The 24,455-nt window shown below is 63.7% G+C and carries 24 protein-coding genes; 16 read left to right on the top strand and 8 right to left on the bottom strand.

Features of this window, described 5'->3' with window-relative positions; translation table 11 throughout:
* Positions 1 to 8: 8 nt before the first annotated feature.
* From prmA to LDZ28_RS11430, 5 genes are all read right to left on the bottom strand, one after another.
* On the bottom strand, positions 9 to 911 hold the full coding sequence (gene prmA / locus LDZ28_RS11450; RefSeq protein WP_244826263.1) for a 50S ribosomal protein L11 methyltransferase: 903 nt from the start codon (positions 909 to 911) through the stop codon (positions 9 to 11).
* Between the two features lie 14 nt (positions 912 to 925).
* Positions 926 to 2,299 (bottom strand): acetyl-CoA carboxylase biotin carboxylase subunit, encoded by a 1,374-nt coding sequence (gene accC, locus LDZ28_RS11445; RefSeq protein WP_244826262.1) that lies wholly within the window; start codon positions 2,297 to 2,299, stop codon positions 926 to 928.
* A gap of 183 nt (positions 2,300 to 2,482) precedes the next feature.
* Entirely contained in the window at positions 2,483 to 2,956 is a 474-nt protein-coding gene (accB, locus tag LDZ28_RS11440; RefSeq protein ID WP_244826261.1) for an acetyl-CoA carboxylase biotin carboxyl carrier protein, read from the bottom strand.
* Positions 2,957 to 3,485: 529 nt separating this feature from the next.
* Entirely contained in the window at positions 3,486 to 4,025 is a 540-nt protein-coding gene (locus LDZ28_RS11435) for a TlpA disulfide reductase family protein (RefSeq protein ID WP_244826260.1), read from the bottom strand.
* Positions 4,026 to 4,038: 13 nt separating this feature from the next.
* Positions 4,039 to 4,686, bottom strand: a complete 648-nt coding sequence (locus LDZ28_RS11430) for a UDP-N-acetylmuramate--alanine ligase (RefSeq protein ID WP_244826259.1) — start codon at positions 4,684 to 4,686, stop codon at positions 4,039 to 4,041.
* A gap of 217 nt (positions 4,687 to 4,903) precedes the next feature.
* On the opposite strand from LDZ28_RS11430, the gene mpl reads away from it, so the two are divergent.
* The 16 genes from mpl (at position 4,904) to pyrF (ending at position 22,124) form a co-directional block, all read left to right on the top strand.
* Complete coding sequence (mpl, locus tag LDZ28_RS11425) at positions 4,904 to 6,298, top strand: UDP-N-acetylmuramate:L-alanyl-gamma-D-glutamyl-meso-diaminopimelate ligase (protein ID WP_244826258.1); 1,395 nt, start codon at positions 4,904 to 4,906, stop codon at positions 6,296 to 6,298.
* Entirely contained in the window at positions 6,295 to 6,894 is a 600-nt protein-coding gene (locus LDZ28_RS11420) for a YqiA/YcfP family alpha/beta fold hydrolase (protein WP_244826257.1), read from the top strand. The genes mpl and LDZ28_RS11420 overlap by 4 nt, the downstream gene beginning before the upstream one ends.
* Before the next feature lie 81 nt (positions 6,895 to 6,975).
* Complete coding sequence (locus tag LDZ28_RS11415) at positions 6,976 to 9,066, top strand: ribonuclease catalytic domain-containing protein (RefSeq protein ID WP_244826256.1); 2,091 nt, start codon at positions 6,976 to 6,978, stop codon at positions 9,064 to 9,066.
* A 61-nt stretch (positions 9,067 to 9,127) separates the two neighbouring features.
* The gene (gene aroE, locus LDZ28_RS11410) at positions 9,128 to 9,976 is read left to right on the top strand and encodes a shikimate dehydrogenase (RefSeq protein ID WP_244826255.1); all 849 of its coding nucleotides are present in this window, start codon (positions 9,128 to 9,130) and stop codon (positions 9,974 to 9,976) included.
* On the top strand, positions 9,976 to 10,728 hold the full coding sequence (mtgA, locus tag LDZ28_RS11405) for a monofunctional biosynthetic peptidoglycan transglycosylase (RefSeq protein ID WP_244826254.1): 753 nt from the start codon (positions 9,976 to 9,978) through the stop codon (positions 10,726 to 10,728). The genes aroE and mtgA overlap by 1 nt, the downstream gene beginning before the upstream one ends.
* Positions 10,729 to 11,111: 383 nt before the next feature.
* Positions 11,112 to 12,056 (top strand): IclR family transcriptional regulator, encoded by a 945-nt coding sequence (locus LDZ28_RS11400; protein ID WP_370652036.1) that lies wholly within the window; start codon positions 11,112 to 11,114, stop codon positions 12,054 to 12,056.
* Positions 12,053 to 13,015, top strand: a complete 963-nt coding sequence (locus LDZ28_RS11395; protein WP_244826253.1) for a 2-dehydro-3-deoxygalactonokinase — start codon at positions 12,053 to 12,055, stop codon at positions 13,013 to 13,015. The genes LDZ28_RS11400 and LDZ28_RS11395 overlap by 4 nt, the downstream gene beginning before the upstream one ends.
* Positions 13,016 to 13,033: 18 nt before the next feature.
* Entirely contained in the window at positions 13,034 to 13,720 is a 687-nt protein-coding gene (locus LDZ28_RS11390) for a 2-dehydro-3-deoxy-6-phosphogalactonate aldolase (protein WP_244826252.1), read from the top strand.
* Positions 13,717 to 14,496 carry an SDR family oxidoreductase gene (locus tag LDZ28_RS11385; protein ID WP_244826251.1) on the top strand — a complete coding sequence of 260 codons (780 nt, stop codon included), beginning with the start codon at positions 13,717 to 13,719 and terminating at the stop codon, positions 14,494 to 14,496. Before LDZ28_RS11390 ends, LDZ28_RS11385 begins: the two co-directional genes overlap by 4 nt.
* A 113-nt stretch (positions 14,497 to 14,609) precedes the next feature.
* On the top strand, positions 14,610 to 15,617 hold the full coding sequence (locus LDZ28_RS11380) for an arabinose ABC transporter substrate-binding protein (protein WP_244826250.1): 1,008 nt from the start codon (positions 14,610 to 14,612) through the stop codon (positions 15,615 to 15,617).
* 59 nt (positions 15,618 to 15,676) lie between these two features.
* On the top strand, positions 15,677 to 17,191 hold the full coding sequence (gene araG, locus LDZ28_RS11375) for an L-arabinose ABC transporter ATP-binding protein AraG (protein WP_244826249.1): 1,515 nt from the start codon (positions 15,677 to 15,679) through the stop codon (positions 17,189 to 17,191).
* 24 nt (positions 17,192 to 17,215) lie between these two features.
* The gene (gene araH / locus LDZ28_RS11370; protein ID WP_244826248.1) at positions 17,216 to 18,232 is read left to right on the top strand and encodes an L-arabinose ABC transporter permease AraH; all 1,017 of its coding nucleotides are present in this window, start codon (positions 17,216 to 17,218) and stop codon (positions 18,230 to 18,232) included.
* 75 nt (positions 18,233 to 18,307) lie between these two features.
* On the top strand, positions 18,308 to 19,096 hold the full coding sequence (locus LDZ28_RS11365) for an SDR family NAD(P)-dependent oxidoreductase (protein ID WP_244826247.1): 789 nt from the start codon (positions 18,308 to 18,310) through the stop codon (positions 19,094 to 19,096).
* Positions 19,087 to 19,962, top strand: coding sequence for an SMP-30/gluconolactonase/LRE family protein (locus tag LDZ28_RS11360; protein WP_244826246.1), 876 nt, complete (start codon positions 19,087 to 19,089; stop codon positions 19,960 to 19,962). The genes LDZ28_RS11365 and LDZ28_RS11360 overlap by 10 nt, the downstream gene beginning before the upstream one ends.
* An 82-nt stretch (positions 19,963 to 20,044) precedes the next feature.
* Positions 20,045 to 21,205 (top strand): aldose 1-epimerase, encoded by a 1,161-nt coding sequence (locus tag LDZ28_RS11355; protein WP_244826245.1) that lies wholly within the window; start codon positions 20,045 to 20,047, stop codon positions 21,203 to 21,205.
* A gap of 106 nt (positions 21,206 to 21,311) precedes the next feature.
* On the top strand, positions 21,312 to 22,124 hold the full coding sequence (pyrF, locus tag LDZ28_RS11350) for an orotidine-5'-phosphate decarboxylase (RefSeq protein ID WP_244826244.1): 813 nt from the start codon (positions 21,312 to 21,314) through the stop codon (positions 22,122 to 22,124).
* 155 nt (positions 22,125 to 22,279) lie between these two features.
* On the opposite strand, the gene LDZ28_RS11345 is transcribed toward pyrF, so the two are convergent.
* From LDZ28_RS11345 to thiL, 3 genes are read right to left on the bottom strand one after another with little or no spacing between them, the layout of a single operon-like run.
* Entirely contained in the window at positions 22,280 to 22,780 is a 501-nt protein-coding gene (locus LDZ28_RS11345; RefSeq protein WP_244826243.1) for a CinA family protein, read from the bottom strand.
* A 39-nt stretch (positions 22,781 to 22,819) separates the two neighbouring features.
* Positions 22,820 to 23,359: a phosphatidylglycerophosphatase A gene (locus LDZ28_RS11340; RefSeq protein WP_244826242.1), complete on the bottom strand. Its 540-nt coding sequence runs from the start codon at positions 23,357 to 23,359 to the stop codon at positions 22,820 to 22,822.
* The gene (thiL, locus tag LDZ28_RS11335; RefSeq protein ID WP_244828115.1) at positions 23,349 to 24,353 is read right to left on the bottom strand and encodes a thiamine-phosphate kinase; all 1,005 of its coding nucleotides are present in this window, start codon (positions 24,351 to 24,353) and stop codon (positions 23,349 to 23,351) included. Before thiL ends, LDZ28_RS11340 begins: the two co-directional genes overlap by 11 nt.
* Between the last annotated feature and the right edge of the window lie 102 nt (positions 24,354 to 24,455).

Raw genomic sequence — 24,455 nt, 5'->3', positions numbered from 1 at the left:
GCGTTATTCTAAAGGCTTTCGCGCCGAGTTCCGGCGAGGCACACCCAGCCTTCGTGCTCGCGCCAGACAGCGATGTCGATCCACTGCGCGTAGACCGCCGCGACCTCGTCGGCCTGTCGCGCGAGAATGCCCGACAACGCGATACGGCCGCCCGCTTTCACCTTCGAGGCGAGCATCGACGCCATCAGCTTGAGCGGATTGGACAGAATGTTGGCAACGACGATATCGAACTCGCCGGCAGGACATTCGTCGGGCAGACCGTAGGTGACGTCGGCGTGATTGCGTTCGCTATTCTGACGCGCGGATTCCACCGCCTGCGGGTCGATGTCGATGCCATATACCGGCTGTGCGCCGCACTTCTTCGCGAGAATCGCGAGGATGCCCGAGCCGCAACCGTAATCGAGCAACGACTGTCCCGGTTTCACCGACTGCTCCAGCCACTCCATGCAGAGCCGCGTGGTCGGATGGCTGCCCGTACCGAACGCGAGGCCCGGATCGAGTTCGAGCACGAGCGCGTCCGGGTCGGGCGCGTCATGCCACGAAGGCACGACCCAGATACGCTCGCCGATATGAATTGGATCGAACTGCGCTTGCGTGAGCCGCACCCAATCCTGCTCTTCGACTTCGCGCAGGGAATAGGCGGGCGTGTCGGCAAGACCGATCTCATTCGCGGCGGCCGCGAGAAGCACGGCGGGATCGGCGTCGTCGGCGAGCAGCGCGACGACGCGCGAACGCTTCCACGCGCTCTTCTCCGGCGTGAGGCCGGGTTCGCCGAAAAGCGGTTGCTCGTCAGGCGTGTCGGCGTCGGCGTCCTCGACGGAGACCGACAGCGCGCCCACATCGAGCAACGCATCCGACAGCGCTTCCGCGTGCTCGCGATCCAGCTCGGCGATCAATTCCCGGTAACTCATGCTAATCGACTCGCTTATGCCTTCGACTCTTCGGCCACCGCCGCCTTGCGCGCGGCGAGCTTGTTTTCGAGGTAATGGATGCTCGTGCCGCCTTCGACGAACTTAGCGTCGATCATCAGTTCGCGATGCAGCGGGATGTTGGTCTGAATGCCTTCCACGACCATTTCCGAGAGCGCGATCCGCATGCGGTTGATCGCCTGCTCGCGCGTCGCGCCATAGGAGATCAGCTTGCCGATCATCGAGTCGTAGTTGGGCGGGACGAAATAGCCGTTGTAGGCGTGCGAATCGACGCGGATGCCTGGACCGCCCGGCGCGTGCCACGACGTAAGACGTCCCGGCGACGGCGTGAACTTGAACGGATCTTCCGCGTTGATCCGGCATTCGATCGCGTGGCCGCGAAACTGAATGTCTTTCTGGCGGATCGAGAGCTTCTCGCCAGCCGCGATGCGGATCTGTTCCTGCACGATATCCACGCCCGTGATGAGTTCCGTCACCGGATGCTCGACCTGCACGCGCGTATTCATTTCGATGAAGTAGAACTCGTTGTTCTCGTACAGGAACTCGAACGTGCCCGCGCCGAGATAGCCCATCTTCTTGCATGCGTCGGCGCAGCGGTCGCCGATACGCTCGATCAGCCGCCGCGCGATACCCGGCGCCGGCGCTTCCTCGACCACTTTCTGGTGTCGGCGCTGCATGGAACAGTCGCGCTCGCCGAGCCAGATCGCGTTGCGGAACGAATCCGCCAACACTTGAATCTCGATATGCCGCGGGTTCTCCAGGAATTTCTCCATGTAGACCTGCGGATTGCCGAACGCACGGCCCGCTTCCTCGCGCGTCATGTTTACCGCGTTTACGAGCGCCGCTTCCGTATGCACGACGCGCATGCCGCGTCCGCCGCCGCCGCCCGCCGCCTTGATGATGACCGGATAGCCGACCGTGCGCGCAATCTTCACGATCTCTTTTGGATCGTCCGGCAACGCGCCTTCCGAGCCCGGCACGCACGGCACGCCGGTCTTGATCATGGTTTGCTTGGCCGTGACCTTGTCGCCCATCATGCGGATGGTTTCGGGACGCGGCCCGATGAACGTGAAGCCCGATTGCTCGACGCGCTCGGCGAAATCGGCGTTCTCGGAAAGGAAGCCGTAGCCGGGGTGGATGGCTTCGGCGTCCGTGACTTCGGCCGCGCTGATGAGCGCGGGCATGTTCAGATAGCTGAGGTTCGACGGCGCCGGACCGATACACACGGCTTCGTCGGCCAACTTCACGTACTTTGCTTCCTTGTCGGCTTCCGAGTAGACGACAACGGTCTTGACGCCCAGTTCGCGGCACGCGCGCTGGATGCGAAGCGCGATCTCGCCGCGGTTCGCAATGAGGATTTTTTCAAACATGGCTGTGGGTCGGCTCATCAACGGGCGCGACGGGCGCGCCCTCGGGAATCGAATCGGCGGCGCGCGGTTCGGGCATCGGGGAAAACCGATGCGAAGCGCGCGGACACGGCGGGCAGCCGGAGATCGAAAACACGGTGCGAGCCATCGTGATGAGGTGCATCCGGCGTCGTCCGGCGTAACGCGTCAGTCGCCGATCACGAAGAGCGGCTGGCCGTATTCGACCGCCTGACCGTTCTCGACGAGGATCTCCTTTACGACGCCGGACTTGTCGGCTTCGATCTCGTTCAGGAGCTTCATGGCTTCGATGATGCAGATGGTCTGGCCTTCCTTGACCGTATCGCCGACCTGGACGAACGGGTCCGCGCCCGGCGAAGGCGCGCGGTAGAACGAGCCGACCATCGGCGAAGTGACGATGTGTCCTTGCGGCGCGACGGCAGCGGGGCTCGCGGCGGGCGCCGCCGAACCTTCGCCTGCGCCGCCGGCGAACGGCGCGGGTGCGGCCTGCATTTGCGGCGCGTATTGCTGAGGCGCCTGCATATAGACCGGCGCCGCATTCTTGACGATGCGAACCTTGCCTTCACCTTCCGTCACTTCGAGTTCCGAGATGCCGGATTCCGAGACGAGGTCGATCAGCGTTTTGAGTTTACGAAGGTCCATCGAAAATTCCCCTTTCAATGCTTGGAGACCGGGACTGCCCCCGGTGCTTGACTTGACTTTGTGGTGTTCTGACTGTCAGCCGCGGACCGGCAGGGCCAGCGCTTCGGCACGCGTTTGTTGCAAGCTCTGTGCGCTGGACCAAACGTGAGCCGAAGTTGCGGCGGCAGAATCGATTGGCACGCAAGGCGCGTTCATGTCGAATGCGTCATCGTGATCGTTTTGAAGCGCGCTCCCCGATGGCCTGCGAAAAGGCTGGTCGACGCACACCAAACGCGTGTCGGTTTCGACAGCAATGTCGCCTTGCGGCACCGGTTGAGTGTTCATGGTCGCTTCGGGTTGTGCGGAATTCGGCGCACTTTAGCGCTCTTTAGAGAATTTTGTCTAGTTTTACCGTTCCGACAGGGTCCGATCAGTAGGGCAGAAGTTCGGACAAGTCGTAGCGAAAGAGCGAAGTTCCGGCAAGATCGGCGTTCAACCTGCTAACTTGCTGCTTATTGAGCGACACTTCGGTTAAAAACGCAGCGAATTTTTACAGCGCGTCGAGTGTACGCTTAAGTTCGGCGACGTTGACTTCACCAAGCTTGGTCGACCGGACCACGCCTTTTGCGTCGATCACCACGGTGAACGGCAAACCGCCCGCGTTATTGCCGAAGCTGCGCGCGAGGTCGGCGCCGCCGAAGCCCGTCACATAGACGGGATAGTCCACCTTCACCTTGCCGAGAAAATCGTTAACGTTCTTCTCGCTGTCCACTCCCAAGCCGATGAATGTGATGCCTTTTTTCTCATATTCGCGATGCAGCGCCGACAACTCCGGCATTTCCTTGACGCACGGTCCGCACCACGAAGCCCAGAAGTTCACGACGACCGGTTTTCCTTTGAAGGATGCAAGCGGTTGCGCGGTGCCCGAGGCTCCCGGCGGCGCGGCCTTCCATAATTGTTCGACGGCGTTGCCATTGTTCTGTGTCGCGGCCACGGTTTCGCCGCCGGTGAAGACATGCCCTGCGTAGAAGCCGCCGACCGTCGCTGCGACCGCGACGACTAGAAGCGCCAGAATCCGTTTGCTGTTCATAGGAAAAATAGAGTCAGCCGCTGATTTCGAGCGACGGGGTATCGGGATGATCGAGCAGCGTGCGCACCGTCGCGGCGTTCGCCCGCGCGAGACGACCGCGGCCATCGGCGCGCACGGCGCCGCGCAAGTCGTCAGGATCGTAGAGCGCGATGTGCAGGCCCATTGGTTCCTCGCCGGGTATGCGCTGCAAAAAACTGAGCGTTTCCACGTAACCGCGCCCGGCGAAATGCCGCGTCTCCGACACGTCGTACTGAATGTTCGCGTTCAGCAAGTAGATTGCGACTTCCTTCGGGTTGTCGCAGAAGCATTGCAAGTGGACGTCGGAATGCTCGCCCGCCGTGCCGTTGAGTACCGCGCCCGTCAAATACGGATCGAAGGGCTTCAACCGTTCCATCCATTCGAGCGCGAACTCGCGCATGCGGCGCAGGACGACAGGCTGACTGTCGCTCTGGAAGATCGCCTGATACTCGCGGATCTCCTCTTCGATCTGATCGTTGTCGGGCAAAAACTCGCCGCCGATCTTCGCCTCGCCGACCACCTGCCGCGCCGCCTTGCGCTTGGCTGTGGAGTAGTCGAGGCCGTCTTCGGCGATCATTCTCGCGGCCGCGATGGCGATTTCCTCGCGCACGCGCTGCGGATCGAAATGTGATTTGCGAACCATGGCGAAATAATACTAGATATCGTTGAACGGCTTCGATCGGGTCTCGATCGAGCGTTGATCGGCCCTCGATCGCGCCGGTTGCATCGGCTGCCGGCGGGCGTAAGGTGGCGGAGTGCGTCGGTTACAATATGCGCCTCCAGGCGTCTTCGCGCACGGCGTGCACGCGGCGCCGTTTCATGTTTCCCGCACTCTTCGCCCACGCGGCGCGACACGGTTTATGCACATCCACATCCTCGGCATCTGCGGCACCTTCATGGGCGGACTCGCCGTGCTGGCGCGCGAAGCGGGCCACAAGGTCACCGGCTGCGACGCCGGCGTCTACCCGCCGATGAGCACGCAACTCGAAGCGCAAGGCATCGAACTGATCGAAGGTTACGGCGTCGAGCAACTCGCGCTCGAACCCGACCTATTCGTGATCGGCAACGTGGTGTCGCGAGGCAATCCGCTGATGGAGGCCATTCTCGACCGCGGCCTGCCTTACACGTCAGGTCCGCAGTGGCTCGGCGAGCACGTGCTTGCGGGCAAGTGGGTTCTGGCGGTTGCGGGCACGCACGGCAAGACCACGACGAGCTCCATGCTTGCGTGGTTACTGGAAGATTCGGGCTTGAATCCGGGCTTTCTCATTGGCGGCGTGCCGCTCAACTTCGGCATTTCCGCGCGACTGACCGACTCGAGCTTCTTCGTCATCGAAGCCGACGAATACGACACCGCGTTCTTCGACAAGCGCTCGAAGTTCGTCCACTATCGGCCGCGCACGGCGGTGCTCAACAATCTCGAATTCGATCACGCCGATATCTTCCCCGATCTCGCCGCCATCGAAACACAATTTCATCATCTCGTGCGCACGGTGCCGGGCATCGGACGCATCGTCACGAACGGGCGCGAAGGCGCGCTCGAACGCGTGCTGACGCGCGGCTGCTGGTCGAGCGTCGAACGCTTCGGTGTGGATGGCGGCTGGCAAGCGCTACCCGCGACCGAGGGCGCGCGCGTCGACGAGCAATTTGCGGTGTATTGGGAAGGCGAGCGTCAAGGCGTGGTCGAGTGGCAAGTGCAGGGTGAACACAATCGCATGAACGCGCTCGCGGCGATCGCAGCGGCGCGCTCGGTCGGCGTGCCGGCGTCGCAAGCGGTCAAGTCGCTGGCGAGCTTTCGCAACGTCAAGCGGCGCATGGAAGTGAAGGGCAGCGTGGATGGCGTCACCGTCTACGACGACTTCGCGCATCATCCAACCGCCATCGAAACCACGGTTGCCGGCCTGCGCACGCGTATTGGCGACGCGCGCATTCTGGCCGTGCTGGAGCCGCGCTCCAACACCATGAAACTCGGCACGATGAAAGCGCAGTTGCCCGGCAGTCTCGCCGACGCGAATCTCGTGTTCGGCTACGGCGCGCGTGATGGCCGCGACAAACTCGGCTGGGATCTGGCGGAAGCGCTCGCACCGCTCGGCGACAAGGCACAGGCATTCAACGAGATCGAACCGTTGGTGAAGGCGGTCGCGGCCGCCGCGCGCCCCGGCGACCACGTGCTCGTGATGAGCAACGGCGGCTTCGGCGGCGTGCATCAAAAGCTGCTCGACGCACTTTCGGCGCGTCCGTCCGGAGGAAACGCGTGATTCTCTACCTGCACGGCTTTCGCTCCTCGCCCCAATCTTTCAAGGCGCGCGTCATGCGTGCGCGTCTGGCGGACCTCGGGCGGCTGAGCGAATGGCAGTGTCCGGTATTGCCCGTCTCGCCGAAAGAAGCGATCGAACTGGCGGAATCGCTCGTCGCGAATACATCCGCTGCAGAAATCACCGTGGTCGGCAGTTCGCTCGGCGGTTTCTACGCCACGTATCTCGCCGAAAAGCACGGCTGGCGCGCCGTGCTGCTCAATCCCGCCGTGGTGCCGCAGCGCGATCTGAGCCACTATCTCGGCGAACAGCCGTTGTGGCATGGCGGCGGCAGCATCACCGTGTTGCCGCGCCATCTGGACGAACTGCGCGCGCTCGCCGTCGAGAAGATCACGCAGGCCGAGCGTTACTATCTGATTGCGGCCACCGGCGACGAAGTGCTCGATTACCGCACCATGCTCGCCCACTACCCCGGCGTGCGCACCACGCTGATCGAAGGCGGCGATCACGCCATCAGCGACTTCCCCGACTATCTGGACGACGTGCTCGCGTTCTGCGGACGCGAACCGCCGCCGGCCGTCGCATCCGCGGCCGCGTGACACGCGCGGCGCGAGGACATAGCCCATTCAACCGCCGGCGCGCTTGCCGCGACCCGGTCCACCGTTTTACGAGAGTATTGAGTGAACGTTTTCTTCGAGGAATCGGGTAGTTTCAAGGCCGGATCGGTGCTGTCCAAACAGGGCGATGCCTTCCAGGTCGAATTGCCGGGCGGACGGCGTGCGAAAGTGCGCGCGAAAGACGTGCTGATCGAATTCGATAAACCCGCTGCGGGCGAGCTGATGCAGGAAGCCGACGCCATCGCGCAGGAAATCGATCTCGACTTCCTGTGGGAATGCGCGCCCGACGACGAATTTCCGTTCGCCACGCTCGGCGCGGATTACTTCGGCGACAAATTCGGCGCGGCCGAACGCGCGGCGCTCGTGCTGCGCATGCATGGCGCGCCGGTGTACTTTCGCCGCAAGGGGCGCGGGCAGTATCAGCGAGCGCCGCAAGAGCAATTGCAGATGGCGCTTGCCGGGCTCGAACGCAAGCGTCAGCAGGCGCTCGTGCAAGCGGGCTACGAAGAGGAACTGAAGGCGGGCAAGTTGCCCGAGGCGCTCGCGGGCAAGGCAATCGGTTTGCTTACGAAGCCCGACAAGAACTCCATCGAGTACAAGGCGCTCGAAGCGGCCGCCGCCGCGCGCGGAATTTCGCAAGCGCGGCTCATGCTGGAATGCGGCGGAATTGCCTCGGCGCGCGCCTTGCACGAAGCGAAGTTCCTGTCGGAGTTCTTTCCGCACGGCGTCGGTTTTCCGTCGCTGCAACCCGCGCCTTTCCCGGAAGACTTGCCCGAAGCGGATGTCGAAGCATTCTCCATCGACGACGTCACGACGACCGAAATCGACGACGCCTTCTCCGTCCAGCATCTCTCCGATGGCCGCGTGCGCGTGGGTATTCACATTGCGGCGCCGGCGCTTGGCATCGCGCGGGGCGATGCGATCGACGCCATTGCGCGTGGCCGGCTGTCCACGGTCTACATGCCGGGCGACAAGATCACCATGTTGCCCGACGACGTCGTCAATGTTTTCACGCTCGGTGAAGGCGGCTTGCGCCCGGCGCTGTCGCTTTACATCATCGTGAATCGCGAGACGCAGGAGATCGTCGCCACCGAAACGCGCGCCGAACGTGTATTCGTGAAGTCGAATCTGCGCCACAACCATCTCGACGAACACGTCACCGAAGAGACGCTCGCGGACGGCAGCGGCGATTATCCGCATAAGGCGGACATTGCCGTGCTCTGGCCGCTGGCTCAAGCGCTCTTCGAAAAGCGACAGCAGGCGCGCGCCACTTACGGTCTGAAGCGCGAAGTGCAGCGTAACAACGACTTCAATTTCTATGTCGAAGGCGAGCGCATCACCATTACGCCGCGCCGCCGTGGCTCGCCGCTCGATCTGATCGTCGCCGAACTGGCGATTCTCGCGAATTCGTCGTGGGGCGCGTTTCTCAACGATCACGGCGTACCGGGCATCTACCGATCGCAGCGCGGTTTCGGCGGTCCCGGTCCAAAGCGCACGCGCATGCAGACCACGCCCGCGCCGCACGAAGGCTTGGGCGTCGCGCAATATGCGTGGAGCACCTCGCCGCTGCGCCGTTATGTCGATCTCGTGAATCAGTGGCAATTGCTCGCGTGCGTGCAGCATGGCGTGACGGCCAAGCTCGCCGCGCCGTTCAAACCGAAGGACGCGGATCTCTTCGCCGTGGTGCAAGGTTTCGACGATACCTACACCGCTTATGCCGATCATCAGCGCCGCATGGAGTATTTCTGGTGTCTGCGCTGGCTCAAGCAGGAGAACAAGCGGCAAGTTCCAGCATCGGTCATCAAGGACGATCTGGTGCGTCTCGAAGAAATTCCGCTGATCCTGCATGTGCCCGGACTCGGCGTGCATGCGCGCGGCACGCGTTTGATGCTCGAAGTCGTATCCATCGATGAACTGACCGTCGAGGCGTCGTGCCGCCTGCTGCACGTGATCGACGCGCCCACGCAAAGCGCGCCGGTGGAAGAAGACGAAGCCGAGGAAGAGATCGTCGAAACCGTCGATCTCAGCGCCGAAGGCGAAGCCGAAGCGCAGGCGGAAGTCTCCGCGACGGAGCCGTCGGCCGAAGGTGCCGAAGGTGCCGACGGAGTCGAGGGTGCAGGCGAATCGCAAGAGTCTTCGGAGCGGGCGGAATGATGCCGCGCGCCGGCATGATCCAGAGCGCGCACGCCGCGCGCCAACTCACGGGACGCGCGCGATGACGCAACGCGATCAATACGTGGTGATCGGCAATCCGATCGAGCACAGCAAATCGCCGTGGATTCACGCGAAATTCGCTATCCAGACCGGCGAGCCTATCGAGTACGGACGCATCCTTGGGCCGCTCGGCGGCTTCGAGGAGCAAGCCAGAACGTTCATGGCGTCGGGCGGACGCGGCATGAACGTGACCGTGCCCTTCAAACTCGACGCCCACGCTTTCGCCAATACACTCTCGCCGCGCGCAGCCGCTGCGGGCGCGGTCAACACGCTGTCGTTCGGTGCGGATGGCGTGCGCGGCGACAACACGGACGGCGTCGGCCTCGTGCGCGACATCGAAGTGAATCTCGGCGTGAGCCTCACGGGCAAGCGCGTGTTGCTGCTCGGCGCGGGCGGCGCGGCGCGCGGCGTCGTGCTGCCTATCTTCGATCGCTCGCCGGCGGCGCTCACCATCGTGAATCGCACGGCTGAGAAGGCGCTGCAACTGGTCGATCAGTTCGCGGAAGCCGCGCTCGCGTCGAACGTGCGGTTTGCGGGCGGCAGCGCGAAGAGCGCGGAAGAAGGGCGCTACGACGTCATCGTCAACGCGACCGCGGGCAGTCTCGACGCCGCCTTGCCCGACTGCGACGCCGCCGCGTTCGGCGCCGGCACGCTCGCCTACGACATGATGTACAGCGCGAAGCCAACCGTGTTCATGCAGCACGCCGAACGCCTTCAGGCGCGCGCGGCGGATGGCCTCGGCATGCTCGTCGAACAGGCGGCCGAATCGTTCTTCATCTGGCGCGGCGTGCGCCCGGACGGCGGCGCGGTATTGCGCGAGCTGCGCCAGGTGCTCGCAGCCAAAGTCTGATGACGACCGCACCCATTTCCGAGCACACGCGCACGCGGCAGCGGCGCGGGGTGCGGCTCGGTCCCGCGCGCTGGATCGGTTATGGCGTGTCGGTACTGGTTATCGCCGCGCTCGCGACGCAGCTCTACTTCTTCGCGCAGATCGCGGTCTGGACCGTGGTAAATCCCGGCGCGACGGCCTTCATGCGCGCCGACGCCTGGACCCTCGCGAAAGAGCGTCCTGGCATCGAACTGCAACGCACGTGGGTTCCGTACGACCAGATTTCGCGCAATCTGAAGCGCGCGATCATCGCGTCGGAAGACTCCAACTTCGTCAATAACAACGGCTACGAAACCGACGCCATCTTGCAAGCGTGGGAAAAGAACAAGGCGCGCGGAAAGATCGTCGCGGGCGGTTCGACCATTTCGCAGCAACTCGCGCGGAATCTGTTCTTGTCGCGCGAGAAAAGCTATATCCGCAAGGCCGAGGAACTCGTCATCACGTCGATGCTCGAGCTTTTGATGGACAAGCAGCGCATCTTCGAGATTTATCTCAATTCGGTTGAGTGGGGTAATGGCGTCTACGGCGCGCAGGCGGCGGCCCAGTATTACTACAAGACGACAGCGGCAAAGCTGTCCGCGTCGCAAAGCGCACGGCTTGCCGTCATGCTGCCGCGTCCGAAATACTTCGACGATCACCGCGCGACGCCGTATCTGACCAGGCGCGCCAACGTAATCGCGCGGCGAATGGGCGCGGCCGAGTTGCCCGAGTGAAATTTAGCTAGCGGCGCTAAACTAGTTAAAGCCCTGATTTGTCAGGGCTTTTTTGTTTGCAAAAGGCTGTCGGCCGTCAGCTTTACTCCCATTATGTGAACAGTGCGATCACATATTGAATTATCGAGATAGGCGGAACTACAATCCGACCACAGCATAAAAAGCACACGCGTCAGTCATCCGAGACGGGCGCGACGAAGAATATCCAGAACAACGGAGACAAGTCATGCAATCGATCGCCTGCCCGCGTTCGCAGGTCGCGTCACGCGCCTCATCTTTCGGATTCGTCATCGCTTCGGCGGGCGCTTGGGCTCGTGCCGCGCGCGCCGTCCAGCTTGCACGCTTCGCATGACGCGCGTCGTGTTCATCGAGGAACGAGCGGCATGACCAAAATCGAACAAACCGAATCCACCGCGCCGAACGTGCGCGATATGTCGGCCAACGCCATGAACGACGGCGCCGACAAGAAAAGCAACGGCCATCATCGGCGCGATCCGGACGCCTTCGCGCTGCCGAGCGCGCTCGTCGACATCACGCCGCAACAGGCAGGCACGCAAACGCTTTTGCGCGGCCTCGCGATTCTCGAAGCCGCCGCCAACGGCGCGCGCGATCTGCGCTCGTTCGGCGCGGCGCTCGGCACCACGCGCAGCACGACGCATCGGCTCGTGAGTTCGCTCGTGCAGGCGCGTTATCTCCGGCAAGTGCAGGGCGGCTATCTGCTCGGGCCGAAACTGATCGAACTCGGCACCATCGCGCTCGAACAGATGCCGCTCACGGCGGTCGCGCGTCCGCATTTGCAGTCGCTTGCGGAACACACGCACGACACCATTCACCTCGGCGTGCGCGACGGCGACGACGTGCTCTACATCGACAAGATTCCGGGCACGCGCGGGTTGGAAATGCGCTCGCGCGTGGGGCATCGCATGCCGCTGGCATCGACGGGAATCGGCAAGGCAATGATGCTCGACCTCGAAGCCAACGTCTGGAAGAAGCTGCTCGATGCATCGCTGCGCGCGCTCGCCCGCACGAGTTTCAAGCCGGAGAACCGGCCGGACATGGACACGTTTTTGCAGCGCATGACACGCTATTCGCAAGGTGGCTTCACCTTCGATCTCGAAGAGAACGAGGCGTCGATCCGCTGCGTGGCGGCGCCCGTGCGCGATGCGTCGGGTGCGATCGTCGCGGCGCTTTCGGTGGCGAGCACGATTCCCTATATGCCCCACGAACGCATGGAAGAACTGATTCCGGTCGTGCAGCGCGAAGCGCGCGCGATCTCCGAGGAACTCGGCTGGCGCGCGCCGCAAGCCAACCGCAGGATCAAGCGATGAGCGCGCCCGTTCTGATCGCGCTCGACTGGGGCACGACGTCCCTGCGCGCTTATCTGCTCGATGCCGCAGGCGCCGCGCTCGACACGCGCGCTTCGTCGGCGGGAATCATGAAGCTGCCCGCTGGCGGCTTCGATCAGGCTTTCGAGGAAACCTGCGGCGCTTGGCTGAGCGCAAATGCGCAACTACCCGTCATCGCGGCGGGCATGGTCGGCAGCGCGCAGGGTTGGATGGAGGCGCCTTACGTCGAAACGCCCGCCGATGCCGACGCGCTCGTCGCGGGCATCGTCACGGTAAAGGCGGCGCGGGGCGCGACCGTTCATGTCGTGCCGGGCGTGCTCGAACGCGGCACGCTGCCGAACGTGATGCGCGGCGAGGAGACGCAGATTTTCGGCGCACTCGCGAGCGATGCGTCGCTGAACACGGCGAGTGGCGCGCTCATCGGTCTGCCGGGCACGCATGCCAAGTGGGCATTCGTGCAAGCGGGACGGATCGAACGCTTCTATACGTTCATGACGGGCGAGACCTTCGGCGCACTGCGCGATCACACCATCCTCGGCCGCACGATGGAGCAGGACGCGAAGCCGGATAGCGCGGCGTTTCTGAGAGGCGTCGATACCGCGCGCGATGCCGGTCATGCCGGCCTTCTGGCGACGATCTTCAGCACGCGCACACTCGGACTGACCGGTCAGCTCACGGCGGCCGAGCAGCCGGATTATCTGTCGGGACTTTTGATCGGCCATGAACTGCGCGGCCTGAACGAAGTGCTGGCGCGCGAGAACGCGACGCTCGCCGGCAAGACGTTGCGTCTGATCGGCAACGATGCGCTGTGCGACCGCTATCGCGCGGCCCTCGCGCAATACGGATGCAACGACGCGCAGACGGTGGCGCAAGCGACCGAATCCGGGCTTTATCGAATCGCATTGCAGGCCGGGTTGATCGCCAAGCCCGCGCGCATGTGACACGGAAAGGAGAAACGAATGCAACCGCCCATCAATCTACCCGCGCCTTACGGCATGCACGGCGGCCTCGCGAAAGCGTTCGCCGCGTGTCCGCTGATCGCGATCCTGCGGGGCATCACGCCCGAGGAAGCCGAGGCGCACGGCCGCGCGCTGTATGAAGCGGGCTTTCGCATCATCGAAGTGCCGCTCAATTCGCCGCAGCCGTTCGACAGCATCGCGGCGATCCGCCAGGCGCTGCCCGCCGATGCCATCGTCGGCGCGGGCACGGTGCTGCATGCGAGTTACGTCGACAGCGTGCGCGCGGCAGGCGGCGAACTGATCGTGATGCCGCACAGCGACGCCGATGTCGTGCGCGCGGCGAAAGCGCAGGGGCTCGCCTGCGCGCCGGGCGTGGCAACGCCGAACGAAGCGTTCCTCGCGCTCAAGAACGGCGCGGACGTATTGAAGATGTTCCCCGCCGAACAACTCGGCGCGCATGTCGTGAAGGCGTGGCGCGCGGTGATCGCGAAGGAAGTGCCGCTGGTGCCGGTGGGCGGCGTCGCGCCGGACAACATGGGGCCGTTTATCAGCGCGGGCGCGAACGGCTTCGGTCTCGGCTCGGCGCTGTACAAGCCGGGGCAGAGCGAAACGGCGACGGCATCGCATGCGAAAGCGTTCATCGACGGACTAGCGGTCGCGCATTCCACACGGGGCGAGAAGCAATGAACCGCCTCGCCGGCAAGGTCGCGATGATCACGGGCGCCGGGCGCGGCATCGGTGCGGCGATCGCGCTGGCGTTTGCGCGCGAGGGCGCTGCGGTCGCGCTCGCGGAACTCGATATCGAGACGGCGCAAGCGACGGCTGAACGCATCGCGAAGGAAGCGAATTCGACGCGCGTCGTCGCGATCGGCACGGACGTGACCCAAAGCGCATCGGTGAAGGAAGCGGTCGCGCAAACCGAAAGCGCGTTCGGCCCGCTCGACGTGCTCGTGAACAACGCGGGCATCAACGTGTTCTGCGACCCGCTCACGATGACCGACGAAGACTGGCGGCGCTGCTTCGCCGTCGATCTCGACGGCGTCTGGAACGGCTGCCGCGCGGCGCTGCCCGGCATGGTCGAGCGCGGCGCGGGCAGCATCGTGAATATTGCCTCGACGCATTCGTTCAAGATCATCCCCGGCTGCTTTCCGTATCCGGTGGCCAAGCACGGCGTGATCGGACTGACGCGCGCGCTCGGCATCGAATACGCGCCGAACAACGTGCGCGTGAATGCCATCGCGCCGGGTTATATCGAAACGCAACTGACGCTCGACTGGTGGAACGGCCAGCCCGATCCACAGGTCGCGCGTCAGGCCACACTGGATTTGCAGCCGATGAAGCGTATCGGCCAGCCGCAAGAAGTGGCGATGACGGCGGTGTTCCTCGCATCCGACGAGGCGCCGTTCATCAACGCGAGTTGCATCACGATCGATGGCGGGCGCTCTGCGCTCTACCACGACTGAAGTCACGAATGACGCACTGGCCGTGGTGCGGCATCACTACAAAAACGCGGCCGCCAACCAACTGAGCGCCCGTGCGCGGGCATGATTCGAGCAAAAAGTCGGGAGACAAAACGATGAAACGCAGACTGTTCCTTACGCTTCTCGCCGCTGCGACGGCCACGAGCGCCACCATGATCGCCGCGCCGGTTGCGCAAGCCGCCGACGACGTCAAGATCGGCTTCCTGGTGAAGCAACCCGAAGAACCGTGGTTCCAGGACGAATGGAAGTTCGCCGAAATGGCCGCGAAAGCGAAGGGCTTCACCCTCGTGAAGATCGGCGCGCCGTCGGGCGAAAAGGTCATGAGCGCGATCGACAACCTTGCCGCGCAAAAGGCTCAGGGGTTCATCATCTGCACGCCTGACGTCAAGCTCGGACCGGGCATCGTGGCCAAGGCGAAGGCCGACAAGCTCAAGATGATGACGGTGGACGACCGTCTCGTCGACGGTTCCGGCAAGCCGATCGAAGCCGTGCCGCACATGGGCATTTCGGCTTACAACATCGGCAAGCAAGTCGGCGACGGTATTGCGGCCGAGATCAAGAAGCGCGGTTGGGACGTGAAGGAAGTCGGCGCCATCGACGTGACTTACGAACAGCTGCCGACCGCGCATGACCGCACGGCCGGCGCCACCGACGCGCTCGTGGCATCGGGCTTTCCGAAGGCGAACATCATCATGGCGCCGCAAGCGAAGACCGACACCGAAAACGCGTTCAACGCCGCGAACATCGCGCTCACGAAGAACCCGCAGTTCAAGCACTGGGTGGCCTACGCGCTCAACGACGAAGGCGTGCTCGGCGCGGTGCGCGCGGCGGAAGGCCGTGGCTTCAAGGCTGACAACATGATCGGCATCGGCATCGGCGGCTCGGATTCGGCGATCAACGAGTTCAAGAAACCGAACCCGACGGGCTTCTACGGCACGGTCATCATCAGCCCGAAGCGTCACGGCGAGGAAACCTCGGACCTGATGTACGCGTGGATCAAGGACGGCAAGGCGCCGCCGGCACTCACGCTCACGACCGGCATGCTGGCAACGCGTGAAAACGTGGCGTCGGTGCGTCAGCAGATGGGCTTGGCATCGAACTAAGTCATTGGACGAGAGCGGGCCGCGCGTGGCGTGGCTCGCTCGAAGCATAAGGAGGCGATGTGTCAGCGACGCTGCGTTTTGACAATATCGGCAAGGTTTTTCCAGGCGTGCGCGCGCTCGACGGCGTGTCGTTCGACGTCAACGCCGGCGAAGTTCACGGTTTGATGGGCGAGAACGGCGCGGGTAAATCGACCTTGCTCAAGATTCTCGGCGGCGAGTATCAGCCCGATTCGGGGCGCGTGCTCATCGACGAAAAGGAAGTGCATTTCGGAAGCGCCGCGGCTTCGATTGCTTCGGGCATCGCGGTGATCCATCAGGAATTGCAGTACGTGCCGGACTTGACCGTGGCCGAGAACCTGCTGCTCGGCGCGCTGCCGAACCGGCTCGGCTGGGTCAACAAGCGCGAGGCGAAGAAGCACGTGCGCGACCGGCTGACGGCGATGGGCGTCGATCTCGATCCTAACGCCAAGCTGCGCAAGCTCTCGATCGCGCAGCGGCAGATGGTGGAAATCTGCAAGGCGCTGTTGCGCAACGCGCGCGTGATCGCGCTCGACGAACCGACGAGTTCGTTGTCGCATCGCGAGACGGAAGTGCTGTTCAAGCTCGTGCGCGATCTGAAGGCGGACAACCGCGCGCTCATCTATATCTCGCATCGCATGGACGAGATTTACGAACTGTGCAATGCCTGCACCATCTTCCGCGACGGCCGCAAGATCGCGTCGCATCTTTCGCTGAAAGACTTGCCGCGCGACACGCTGGTTCAGGAGATGGTCGGCCGCGAGATCAGCGATATCTACAACTATCGCGCGCGGCCGCTCGGCGACGTGCGCTTCTCGGTCGAGAACCTGCAAGGCGCAGCCCTGAGCGCGCCGGCGAATTTCGAAGTGCGGCGCGGCGAGATCGTCGGTTTCTTCGGGCTGGTGGGCGCGGGGCGCAGCGAATTGATGCACCTCGTCTACGGCGCGGACAAGAAGAAGGAAGGCGCGATCGAACTCGACGGTCAGCCGATCAAGGTGCGCAGCACGGGCGAAGCGATTCGACACGGCATCGTGCTGTGCCCGGAAGATCGCAAGGAAGAGGGCATTGTCGCGATGGCGACGGTCGCGGAGAACATCAACATCTCGTGCCGCCGGCATTATCTGCGCGCGGGTTTGTTCCTCGATCGCAAGAAGGAAGCGCAGACGGCGGATCGCTTCATCCAGCTCTTGAAGATCAAGACGCCGAGCCGCAGACAGCGCATCCGCTTTTTGTCGGGCGGCAATCAGCAGAAAGCCATTCTGTCGCGCTGGCTCGCGGAGCCGGATCTCAAGGTCGTGATCCTCGATGAACCGACGCGCGGTATCGACGTCGGCGCCAAGCACGAGATCTACAACGTGATCTATCAACTGGCGGAGCGCGGCTGCGCCATCGTGATGATTTCGTCGGAACTGCCCGAAGTGCTGGGCGTGTCCGACCGGATCGTCGTGATGCGGCAAGGTCGTATAGCGGGCGAATTGCCGCGCGGGAAGGCGAACGAGCAGTCGGTGTTGAGTCTGGCGCTGCCGCAATCGGACACGGTCGCGGAAGCGGCTTAAAGAGAGAAGACAGGGGAGCACATCATGGAAGCAAGAGAAAACATCGTCGGGCAAGCGGGTGAGGCGGTGGCGAACGCGCTGATTCCGCAGAAGAACGACAAGCAAAAGTGGTATCAGCAACTGACGGAATACAGTCTGATCGTGATCTTCGTGGTGATGTTCGCCACGATGTCGCTGACGGTCGATCACTTCTTTTCGATCGAGAACATGCTCGGACTGGCCTTGTCGATCTCGCAGATCGGCATGGTGGCCTGCACGATGATGTTCTGCCTCGCCTCGCGCGACTTCGACCTTTCGGTCGGCTCGACGATCGCCTTCGCCGGCGTGCTTTGCGCGATGGTGTTGAACGCGACGGGCAATACGTTCATCGCGATCATCGCGGCGGTGGCGGCGGGTTCGGTGATCGGATTCGTGAACGGCGCGGTGATCGCCTATCTGCGCATCAACGCGCTGATCACCACGCTCGCCACGATGGAAATCGTGCGCGGCCTGGGCTTCATCGTGTCGCACGGTCAGGCGGTGGGCGTGTCGTCGGACACCTTCATCGAACTCGGCGGACTCTCTATGTTGGGGATTTCCCTGCCTATCTGGGTCACGCTTGCATGTTTCATCGTTTTTGGCGTATTGCTCAACCAGACTGTGTACGGCCGCAATACGCTCGCAATTGGCGGCAATCCGGAAGCCTCGCGGCTCGCGGGCATCAACGTGGAGCGCACGCGCGTGTGGATCTTCCTGATCCAGGGCGCGGTCACCGCGCTCGCGGGCGTCATTCTCGCTTCGCGGATCACGTCGGGTCAGCCGAATGCCGCTGAAGGTTTCGAATTGAACGTGATTTCCGCGTGCGTGCTGGGCGGCGTGTCGCTGCTCGGCGGACGCGCGACGATCTCGGGCGTCGTGATCGGCGTGCTCATCATGGGCACGGTCGAAAACGTGATGAACCTTTTGAACATCGACGCGTTCTATCAGTACCTCGTGCGCGGCGCGATCCTGCTGGCCGCCGTGCTGCTCGATCAGCTGAAGAATCGCGGGTCGCGGGACTGAGCCTCCGGTCGTGTCGTTTGCATCGCCGCGAGAGCCATATGGCTTTCGCGAAGCCAAACTCTTGTGAACAAGCCCATGTCAGCCACTGAAAAGAAGCTCGCCGTTTATCCCAGCCTCGCGGGCAAAACCGTGCTCATCACGGGCGGCGCCACCGGTATCGGCGCGTCCTTCGTGGAAAACTTCGCCGGTCAGGGCGCGAAGGTCGCGTTCTTCGATATCGATACGGCCGCGGGCGAAGCGCTCGCCGACCGGCTCGGCGCGTCGTTGCCCGAAGGCCGTTTCAAGCCGCTCTTCCTGCGTATCGATCTGACCGACATCGACGCCTTGCGTAAAGGCATCGTCGATGTGCGCTCGGCGCTCGGGCCCATCAGCGTGCTCGTCAACAACGCGGCGAACGACAAGCGTCATTCGATCGAATCCGTGACGCCCGAATCGTACGATGCCGGCATCGCGGTGAACATTCGCCATCAGTTCTTCGCGGCGCAGGCGGTCATCGAAGACATGAAGCAGCTCGGCGGCGGCTCGATCATCAATCTCGGCTCCATCAGCTGGATGCTCAAGCAAGGCAATTTCCCGGTCTACGTCACGTCGAAGTCGGGCGTGCAGGGCATGACGCGCGGCCTCGCGCGCGATCTCGGCAAGTTCGGCATTCGCGTGAATACGCTCGTCCCGGGCTGGGTGATGACCGAAAAGCAAAAGACGCTCTGGCTCGACGACGCAGGCCGCGAAGCCATCAAGCTCGGCCAGTGCATCGACGCCGAACTGATGCCGGAACATCTCGCGCGCGCGGCGCTGTTCCTGGCGTCGGACGACAGCAGCATGTTGACCGCGCAGGATATCGTCGTCGACGGAGGATGGGCGTGAAAGCGCGCCTTCTCGTCGACAGCCAGTGCGCGCTCGGCGAAGGCGCGACGTGGTGCGCGCGAAGCGGCCGCTTCTACTGGACCGATATCGAAGGCAAGCGTCTGTGGCGTTACGATCCGCGCGACGGCAAAAGCGAATCCTTCGAAATGCCCGAGCGGCTCGCGTGCTTCACGCCGTGCGCCGATGCGGGACGCTTGCTGCTCGGCCTTGCATCGCGGCTCGCGTTCTTCGACCTGACGACGCGCGAGATCGAGACCATCATGCTCGTCGAAGCCGATTTGCCGACGCGTCTGAACGATGGCCGCTGCGACCGCGAAGGGCGCTTCGTGTTCGGCACCAAGCACGACGTGGAGGATGCGCAGGCGGTCGGCGGGTTCTATCGGCTGAATCACGATTTGTCGCTCGAACGGTTGCCGCTTCCCGACTGCGCGATCTCGAACAGCATCGGCTTCAGCCCAGATGGCGCGACGATGTACTACTGCGATTCCCCGACGCGCCAGATTCGCGCGTGCGATTACCCGAGCTTCGCGAACGACCGCGTGTTCGTCGAATTGAGCGATGCGACGGGCGTTCCCGACGGTTCTATCGTCGATGCCGATGGCGGGCTCTGGAACGCGCAATGGGGCGGTTATCGCGTGGTGCGTTATGCACCCGATGGCCGCGAAAGCGCGCGTGTCGATGTGCCGAGCGCGCAACCGAGTTGCGTCGCGTTCGGCGGAGCGGACTTCGCCTCGATGTATGTGACGAGCGCGCGCGTCGGACTGAACGAGCGTGCCTTGCAGACCGATCCGCATGCAGGCGGCGTGTTCATCGCCACACCGGGTGTGCGCGGAATCGAAGAAGCGGTATTTCAGGGCAAGCCATAAAACCAAGGCGCCGCGCTCTGCGTTCAAGCGCGCCCAAGCCCGGCCACGCCGGGCCGTTTCGCCTCTCGCTGGAGTACGAGCCATGACTGCTGCGCACACAGAAACAGGATCGAACGCGGTATCCGCATCTACGGCGCAGGCGAACGCCCGCCGTTCTCGTCTCGCCGCCGCCAAGGAGCCGCCGATACGCCCCGGCCCGGGCACCGCGGCGGTCGCTATCGGCAGCGCGGGCGTCGCTGGCTGCATCACGCTTGCAAACGCGCATTTGCGGCTCGATGTCGCGCCTTCGCTCGGCGGCGGCATCACACGATTCGACTGGCGTCATGAAGGCGCGCTCGTGCCGATCTTTCGACCTTGCATCGAACCGGGCCCGGACACCGATCCGAATCAGCTCGCCTGCTATCCGCTGCTGCCGTATTCGAATCGCATCGGCAATGGGCAGTTCGAGTTTTCCGGCCGCGCGATCGACGTGCCGTGCAACCGCGCGGGCGAACCGCTGCCCATTCACGGCGACGGCTGGCTCGGCGCGTGGCAAGTGGAAGACGAAGACGCAGACGCAGCCCATGTGCGCATGACGCTCGACCGGCGCGACGGCAAGCCGTATTCGTATCGCGCAACGCAGACTTATGCCTTGGACGACGCGACGCTCGTCGTGACACTCGACGTTCAGAACACGGGCGATCAGGCGCTGCCGTTCGGTCTCGGGCTGCATCCGTTTCTGATGCGCGAAGCGGATACGGAGTTATCCGCGGCGGCGGGCGGTCTGTGGCTTTGCGGCGACGACTGGCTGCCGGTGCGTCACGTTCCCGCGCCGCCCGCGTGGCAGTTCGGCGTGGCATACCCGATGCCGTCCGAGATGGTGAACAACGCCTTCACCGGCTGGAGCGGACGCACGAGCGTGCTGTGGCCCAGGCGTCGGCTGTCGCTCATCATCGCCGCCGATACCGACTACTACGTGCTTTACGCGCCGCCCGGCGAGAACTTCTTTTGCTTCGAGCCGGTGGATCATCCGATCAACGCGGTGAACCTGCCCGGTGGAGGCGAGGCGCACGGCATGACGGTGCTCGAACCGGGCGAGCGGCTCGCGCGTACGTTTCGCTTCACGGTCGAGCGAACGGGGCGATGCGTCGCGGCGGGCCAGTCCACGCACGCGCGCCCGCGCGGGTTCGGGCGCGAAGGCGAAGGCACGCGCAACGCATGCACGCGTGGATGGCTGAAGGAAAGCCAGATGACAGACGCCTGAGAGCAAGCGATCAAAGCGGCGGCATGCCGGACGATTCGGACGAGTAGGGTGGAACGCCGGCACGTTAAAATGCGTGCCATCGACGTTCTTCGAGAAGCCTCCCGCCATGTCCTTCATTCAATCGCTCAACGCCGCGTGGTCGCGCACGCAATCGCTGCTGTGCGTCGGTCTCGATCCCGAGCCGTCGAAGTTCCCGGCCGCGCTCAAGGGCCGTTCGGACGCGATCTTCGAGTTCTGCCGCGATATCGTCGATGCCACCGCGCCTTACGCGTCATCGTTCAAACCGCAGATCGCGTACTTCGCGTCGAATCGCGCGGAAGATCAACTCGAAGCGCTGATCGCGCATATCCACGAGAAGCATCCCGGCATTCCCGTGATCCTGGATGCCAAGCGCGGCGACATCGGCAGCACGGCGGAGCAATATGCGCGCGAGGCGTTCGAGCGCTATCGTGCGGATGCGGTCACGGTCAACCCGTACATGGGTTTCGATTCCATCGAGCCGTATCTCGCGCATAAAGGCAAGGGCGTGATCGTGTTGTGCCGGACTTCGAACGCGGGCGGCTCCGATCTGCAGTTTCTCGATACAGGCGGCAGGCCGCTTTATCACGTGGTCGCGACGCTCGCGGCCGAAAGGTGGAATAAGAACGGTCAGCTCGGACTCGTGGTCGGCGCGACGTTTCCGAGGGAAATCGAAGCGGTGCGTTGCATTGTCGGCGAGATGCCGTTGTTGATTCCAGGTATCGGCGCGCAAGGCGGAGATGTCGAAAGAACCGTGCGCGCGGGCCGCACTGGCAACGGCACGGGCATGCTGATCAATTCGTCGCGCGCGATCATCTACGCGAGCAAGGGCGAGGATTACGCTCAAGCCGCTGCGGAGGCGGCGAAGAAAACGCGCGATTCGATCAACGCGTATCGATAAGAACGATGCGCGGCTTCGGCAATGCGACGATGCATAGAAGCCGCGCTGAAACGTGGATCAGCGGGTATCGATGAATTCGCGGCGTTTCAACGCTACGCCAACTCACGACCAATACCGCGAAGTCAGAACGCGATGCGATCGAAGCCACATCGCGCTTACTTCTCCCTGCGCTCCAGCAACTCCAGCAAGCCCCTCAACGCATGCGCCGCCGCCTGTGTGCGTACTTGTTCGCGGTCCCCCTTGAACAACTGCGTCTCGACAGCCGTATGCAGCCGATTGCTCCACGCAAACGACACCGTTCCCACCGGCTTCGCCTCGCTGCCGCCCCCTGGCCCCGCCACGCCCGTGATCGACACCGCCACCTGCGCGCGGCTGTTGCGCAAGGCGCCTTCGGCCATTGCTTTCGCCACCGGCTCGCTCACCGCGCCATGCTGTTCGATCAACGCAGCCGGCACGCCGATCATCTCGGTCTTCGCGAGGTTCGAATACGTGACGAAGCCGCGCTCGAACCACGCACTGCTGCCGGAGATATCCGTGATCGCCGCCGCGACCATGCCGCCCGTGCACGACTCGGCGGTCGCGAGCGTCAGCCGTTCGTCGCGCAGCTTGTTGCCGACGCGAATCGCGAGTTGGTGAACGACGGTATCGGTTGCCATGACGATGTTCCGAAGGGTTGAAGGTGAGAAGAACGACCGTCAGACGGTCATGCGCCAGAGCGCGATCACGAGCAGCGAGAAGAACGCCGCGACCAGGTCGTCGAACATGATGCCGAAGCCGCCTTTCAAATGGCGGTCGAAATAGCGAATGGGCGGTGGCTTGACCATATCGAAAAAGCGAAACACGACGAACGCCCACAACTGTCCGGTGAACGTCGCGGGCGTGACGAGCAGCAGCACGAGCCAGAACGCAATGATCTCGTCCCATACGACCGCCGACGGGTCCGCGACATTCATCTTCTTCGCGGTGAAGCCGCAGAACCAGCATCCGGCAACAAAGCCGATGACGATCAACGCGCCCCATTCGGCCACCGTCAGATACTGATTGAACACGACGAACGAAACCCACGCGAAGAGCGTACCGACGGTGCCGGGCATGATCGGCGAAAGCCCGCTGCCGAAACCGAGCGAAAGAATATGCAGCGGATGCGTGAGCATGAAGCGCGCGCTCGGCTTGCGCGGCGCGCCGCGCGCAGTGGGGGGATCGCCCGGGAGCGCCGGGGTCGGGTCAGTCTGCATGAAAGTGGTCGAAGCCTTGCAACGTCAGTGAAAGCGGCGCGCCCGTGTTGTCGCGCCAGTCGATGGCGGGCGTACTCGTCGTGCACGGCGCGCTCATCGCTTCGATTGTACCGATGCGCGTCAACGCCACGCCCACGCGTTCTGCAATGCGAGCCACGGCGTCACGCCGCTCGCGCGGCGCGGTGAAGCAGAGTTCGTAGTCGTCGCCGCCCGCGAGCGCGCATTGGCGGCGCGCGGCTTCGGGCAACGCGCGAACGGCATCGGAGCACGGCACGGCGTCGGCATCGACGATGGCGCGCACGTTCGAGCGCCTGAGGATATGCATGAGATCGCCGGCCAGGCCATCGGAGATATCGAGCGCCGCGTGCGCGACGCCGCGCAGCGCGAGACCGAGCGCCACGCGCGGCTCGGGGCGTTCGAGCGCCACGTTCCATGCGGACGACGCCGCCGGCCATTCGCCGCGTATTGCGCCGAGTCCCGCGCGAGCATCGCCCAAGGTGCCGGAAACGTAGATGTCGTCGTCCGGCTTCGCGGCATCGCGACGCAATGCCGCGCCATGCGGCACGTCGCCGAAAACGGTGATGCAGATGTTGAGCGGACCGCTCGTGGTGTCGCCACCGATCAGCGCGCAGTCGAAGCGCTGCGCGAGCACGAAGAGGCCGTCGCTGAATGCGGCGAGCCACGCTTCGTCGGCGCGCGGCAAGGCGAGCGCAAGCGTGAACGCGTGCGGCTTCGCGCCCATCGCGGCGAGATCGGAAAGGTTCACGGCGAGCGCCTTGTGGCCGAGCGCGTTCGGATCGACATCGGGAAAGAAGTGACGGCCTTCGACCAGCATGTCCGTGGAAATAGCCAGTTGATGTCCGGCGGGCGGCGCGATCAGCGCGCAATCGTCACCGATGCCAAGCGGCATGGCGGCCGCGTTGTCGTGTCGTGACGATGGCGGGCTCGCGCGGCGGGCGAAGTATCGATCGATCAGTGAAAACTCGGAGAGCATCGTGGGCGTCAAGGCTGATTGTTGCGCTGCAAGATAGAAATGTATTGGACGGCAAAATGCATCGGCGAGCGGTAAACGTACCCGCATCGTGTCTCGAAAAAG

This window comes from Caballeronia sp. TF1N1, from assembly GCF_022878925.1.
Taxonomy (GTDB): Bacteria; Pseudomonadota; Gammaproteobacteria; order Burkholderiales; family Burkholderiaceae; genus Caballeronia.
Note: the sequence above shows the minus strand (reverse complement) of the source record. Positions and strands in the feature narration are given on the sequence as shown.